Source organism: Nesterenkonia muleiensis (assembly GCF_003600155.1).
Lineage (GTDB): Bacteria > Actinomycetota > Actinomycetes > Actinomycetales > Micrococcaceae > Nesterenkonia > Nesterenkonia muleiensis.
Map to the genome: position 1 here is coordinate 1 of NZ_QWLD01000017.1, position 4,370 is coordinate 4,370.

Annotated in this window: 5 protein-coding genes and 1 pseudogene; 4 read left to right on the plus strand and 2 right to left on the minus strand. The window is 61.2% G+C overall.

Features of this window, described 5'->3' with window-relative positions:
* Positions 1 to 1,098, plus strand: a 1,098-nt coding sequence (locus DVO78_RS17720) for a hypothetical protein (RefSeq protein ID WP_420799062.1), incomplete at its 5' end; no start/stop codon positions are given.
* Between the two features lie 365 nt (positions 1,099 to 1,463).
* Here the strand turns inward: DVO78_RS17720 and DVO78_RS06505 are convergent.
* Positions 1,464 to 1,997 (minus strand): GrpB family protein, encoded by a 534-nt coding sequence (locus tag DVO78_RS06505; protein ID WP_120004014.1) that lies wholly within the window; start codon positions 1,995 to 1,997, stop codon positions 1,464 to 1,466.
* Positions 1,998 to 2,178: 181 nt separating this feature from the next.
* Here DVO78_RS06505 and DVO78_RS06510 point away from each other — a divergent pair, with 181 nt between their 5' ends.
* Together DVO78_RS06510 and DVO78_RS06515 are read left to right on the plus strand one after the other, a co-directional pair.
* On the plus strand, positions 2,179 to 2,427 hold the full coding sequence (locus DVO78_RS06510; RefSeq protein WP_120004015.1) for a type II toxin-antitoxin system Phd/YefM family antitoxin: 249 nt from the start codon (positions 2,179 to 2,181) through the stop codon (positions 2,425 to 2,427).
* A complete protein-coding gene (locus DVO78_RS06515) occupies positions 2,424 to 2,843 on the plus strand; it encodes a type II toxin-antitoxin system VapC family toxin (RefSeq protein ID WP_120004016.1) in 420 nt (139 codons plus the stop codon). The genes DVO78_RS06510 and DVO78_RS06515 overlap by 4 nt, the downstream gene beginning before the upstream one ends.
* A gap of 26 nt (positions 2,844 to 2,869) precedes the next feature.
* Here the strand turns inward: DVO78_RS06515 and ppk2 are convergent.
* Positions 2,870 to 3,716 (minus strand): annotated as a pseudogene (gene ppk2, locus DVO78_RS06520) (polyphosphate kinase 2).
* Between the two features lie 102 nt (positions 3,717 to 3,818).
* Between ppk2 and DVO78_RS06525 the strand changes: the two are divergent.
* Positions 3,819 to 4,307 (plus strand): methylated-DNA--[protein]-cysteine S-methyltransferase, encoded by a 489-nt coding sequence (locus DVO78_RS06525; RefSeq protein ID WP_120004017.1) that lies wholly within the window; start codon positions 3,819 to 3,821, stop codon positions 4,305 to 4,307.
* Positions 4,308 to 4,370: the final 63 nt, after the last annotated feature.

Consider the following 4,370-nt stretch of genomic DNA (forward strand, 5'->3'; position numbering starts at 1 on the left):
GCTGCCGGGGTGCTAGAGGTCACCGGGCCTGATACCGCTACTGAGACGGAAACGGTCACCTATCAGGTGGAGGTCTTAGATGACTACGGCAATACCCTGGGCGCCCCTGAGGTGGGGGCCATGGATGTGACCTCCACTGTGAGCGCTGACCAGATCAGCATCACCGAAGACGGTGAGATCGAAGTCGCTTTCGCCTTCACCCCTGAGGAACTGGTTGACCGGGAGCTGCGGTTCGCCTACACCCAGGACGGTGACCTGCTGGTGGCCACCCTTGAGGTGGAGATCACCAGCGCGGTCGATGCCCTGGCGGTTGATGCCCCGGCTGAGGTGGGGGTTGACGAGGCCATCACCGTGACAGTGGATGCACTGGATGCCGATGGTGAGGTGCTCAGAGATGTGACTAACCATGTCGCGGTGTCCTCCTCGGTGGAGGGCGACGTCGTCGTGGACAATGAGGTCATCGTCTCCGGTGAGGGTGAGCGCACCCTGAGCGTCACCTACCGTGGGGTGACTGGTACTGCGGTGGTGGAGGTGACCGCACCTGAGGAAGAACTCCTGGTGCCTGATGAGATCATCCTTGGCGCTGACGAAGTCGTCGTTGGTGAGACCCAGGAGGCGACTGCCACCGGGTACGAGGCTGGCACTCAGGTCACCGGCACCATGTACTCCGACCCACTGGATCTGGGCACACAGGTTGCTGATGAGACAGGGGCTGTCACGTTCACCTGGGAGATCCCAGATGACACCGAGCCCGGTGAACACACCGTGGTGCTGACCGCGGATGGGTATCAGGACATCTCGGCGACCTTCGAGGTTTTGGCAGCAGAAGAACCTGCACCTACTCCGACAGAAGAGCCGACGCCGAGTGAGGAGCCAAGTGAGGAACCGACACCCACTGAATCCCCCACTGCGAGCGAGGAGCCGACCGCGACACCGGCTCCGACGGAGTCTCCAGAGCCCCAGGAAGAGGATGACCTAGCCGATACTGGCACACCCTGGTGGGGCCACCTTCTGCCCCTGGCCGCACTACTGCTACTGGTACTGGGCGGAACGCTCATCGCCATGGCCAAGCAACGCCAACTGTCAAGGAGGCAGTAGCCTGCCGCCTGGTATCCGACCCCGTCGCAGACCCCCGTTCACTGTGACGGGGTCACCCCCTGCGGGGCTTGCGAGTCGAGCGACGTGCCTCAGCGCACAAGTGGCAGAGAACCTTCGATCAGCAGGCGACGACGTCCTACCAAGTGTGGTCCTCTTACGCCGAGTTGAGAGGACACCTGATAAGCAGTCCGCCGTGCGGCTGCAAAACCTGCCTACCATCGAAGCGGATTTGTCACCTGGGGCGTTCGCAACCATCAAGGAGGCCGCACCAGGATTCACCCCTCCGGACGGCGCCTTTCTTGGTTCCCGGAACCGCTCCAGACTCTGCCCGATAAATCGTCTGCATTGTCCGCAGGTCGCCGATATCAGCTTGGCACCTTGTCGTGTGAGTTCGGCAGCGGCCGAGTGTGCGCGGCGTCGAGTACAGATTGCACGACCGCGGTCTTGGCGTTGGTGTACTCGTCCCAGTTCGCGGATGATGCGGCGGCTTCTCTCTTGACCTCCAGGTACCTGCTGCGAGCGGCCCCGTCAGCTCGGAGCGTGTCTCGGAAAAGCAGGCGTCTCTGCCACGACCGTCCCTGGTGCTCAAGCACATGGATCACGTACTGCCGTGAGGTCCGGCCGGGAAAACTCAACCAGCTGTGATGGGGTTTTTCGCCCTCCACGTCGAACCCCTGTTGCACCAACAACTGCGTCACGCCTGCGATCTGGTCGGCGGGCACCCCGACGGCCATATCGACCACAGGTTTGGCGGGAAGACCCGGCACTGAGGTCGAACCAATGTGCTCAACGGTCGCCTGCGGCACCGCCTCGAGCAGCCGATTGGTCATCTGCCGGGCCATTTCTGACCATACGTTGAAACGGCTGTCGGTCAACCGCACCTGTTCATCCTGAGCCATGATCCAAGTCTCTCAGCGAGGAGCAGCCTCAGGGTAAGCGACATGCATAAGAGCTCCTATCGACCTGATCTGCCCGAGCATGCTCCCCCTCCCTCATTCACCTTGATGGGGCGGTTGGCTCACACTTCAGGCGCACGATGCAACGTAGACATGGTTAGACATTTAACCTACGCTGAATCTCATGAGGACTATTTCAATAGGCGAACTGCGGCAGAACCCCTCCAGCATGCTCGATGACGTGGAGTCAGGCGAAGTCTACGTGCTGACCAAGCACAATCGGGAGGTCGCCCGAATCGTGCCCTCTTCCTCCTCCGCGACTGTGATTCCGCCTAAACGCAGCGGGAGCTCGAGAACAAGGGACTTGCCGCGTGTTGACCTTCCGGGCGGAATGTCCATGGACCAGTTCCTCGATGAACTCAAAGGCGAATGATGACAGGCTACTACCTCGACACTTCTGTAGCACTTCGCATTCTGTTCCACCATTCGCAGGCTGCGGCTGAGTGGTTCGATGGCATCACTACCAACCCCAACGAGTTCATCGTCTCTTCAAGAATCCTGCGCACCGAGATGACCCGGGCATTGCGCCGCACCAGTCAGCCCCTGGAACGAAGGAGTGAGGTGCTTGATTATGTCGGAACGCTCCCCGTGGATCACGCTGTGCTTCAGGAGGCGGAGGCCCTGGTTCCCCACGTCAAGACACTTGATGCGATTCACCTCGCCTCAGCGCTGCGGAGCGGCTTGGAGGATGCAGTGATCGCTACCCACGATCGCAATATGATCAACGTCGCCGGCCAGCTGGGATTCAGTGTTCACGACCCCGTCACAGATGATCCGGGCCGCACCTAGCCCAAGCTCGTGATCCACCAATTCCGTTATGCAGACTTCTTTTCCAATGCCGTGGCAATGTCCTCGGCGTAGAGGAACTGCCCGCGGTCCGGGCGCTGGTAGTCGGTGTCCTGTTCGGCAGGGCGTTCCGGGATCCGGATCCGCCGCGGCTCCACATACTCCCAGGGCAGCTGCTTGAGGAGGTCATTGATGACGTTGAGCCGAGAGCGCTTCTTGTCCTCACTCTCCACGGTGATCCACCGGGCTCCGGGAAGATCCGTGGCGGCAAACATAGCGTCCTTCGCTCTGGAATAGTCCTCCCCATCTGGAGATGGACTCCACGTCCATGGGCGAGAGCTTCCAGCGCCGCATCGGATCTTCCGCCCGGGAGCGGAAGCGTGCCTCCTGCTCGTCGTCGGACACGGAGAACCAATATTTGATCAGCCGAATATCATCATCAACCAGCATCCGCTCAAAATCCGGTGCCTGCCGCAGAAAGCGGTGATACTGCTTTTCGGTGCAATAGCCCATCACCCGCTCCACCCCGGCCCGGTTGTACCAGGAGCGGTCGAAGATGACGATCTCTCCAGCCGCCGGCAGGTGTTCCACATAGCGTTGGAAGTACCACTGGGTCTTCTCCCGCTCCGTGGGTGTGGGCAGCGCAGCGATGCGAGTGTGCCGCGGATTCAGGTACTGGGTGATCCGTTTGATAGCCGAGCCCTTGCCGGCAGCGTCACGACCCTCAAAGATCAGGCAGACACGTTCACCGTTCTCGATCACCCACTGCTGCATGGCCACCAGCTCCCCTTGGAGCCGCTTCAGCTCACGCTCATAGGCTTTCTTCCTCAGCTGAGGCAGTCGGCGAGCACCATTGACGCTGTTTCCGTTCGGCATCTTCAGAGTTTACAGCGGTGCTGACTGACACTTTTCCTGTGGTGCCGTGACCTGGTCCGATTCCCGCTAGACGCGAGCCAAGCGAGCAGATGGAATAGGGGTATGCACGCGACAGTCTCCACACCGGACGGACCGTTCACCATCATCGCCGACGCCGACCATGTGCTCGCCTCAGGATGGACCGAGGACGACGACGCCCTCAGAGCACTCATACACCCCCAGCTGCGCGCCCGAGCGGACTCAGCTCAGAATGAAGGCGTTCTGGAACAGGCGAAGACGGCCGTTCTCGCGTACTACGAGGGTGACTTCGCAGCCGCTGCCACCGTGCCTGTGCTGCAGAGGTCCGGTCCTTACCGGGAGCACGCCTGGGATGTCCTGCGCCAGGTGGAGCCCGGAAAATCGGTGACCTACACCGAATATGCCGCCCGCACCGGCAACACTGCAGCCGCACGTGCTGCTGCAAGCGCCTGCGCGAAAAACGCAGCCGCACTGTTCGTGCCCTGCCACCGGGTCATCCGGACCGATGGCTCGCTAGGCGGCTTCCGCTACGGACTCGATATCAAGCGCAGTCTGCTTCACCGCGAGAAGTAATCAGGCTGCTGGTCCGTAGTGCTGGTGGTGGTGGGGTGGTTCTCTGACCGGGGTGGGGAGGTA

Excerpts from the sequence above, each read along its gene's own strand:
- DVO78_RS06525 (WP_120004017.1), top strand. The coding sequence starts at position 3,819 with ATGCACGCGACAGTCTCCACACCGGACGGACCGTTCACCATCATCGCC.
- DVO78_RS06515 (WP_120004016.1), top strand. The coding sequence starts at position 2,424 with ATGATGACAGGCTACTACCTCGACACTTCTGTAGCACTTCGCATTCTG.
- DVO78_RS06510 (WP_120004015.1), top strand. The coding sequence starts at position 2,179 with ATGAGGACTATTTCAATAGGCGAACTGCGGCAGAACCCCTCCAGCATG.
- DVO78_RS06505 (WP_120004014.1), bottom strand. The coding sequence starts at position 1,997 with ATGGCTCAGGATGAACAGGTGCGGTTGACCGACAGCCGTTTCAACGTA.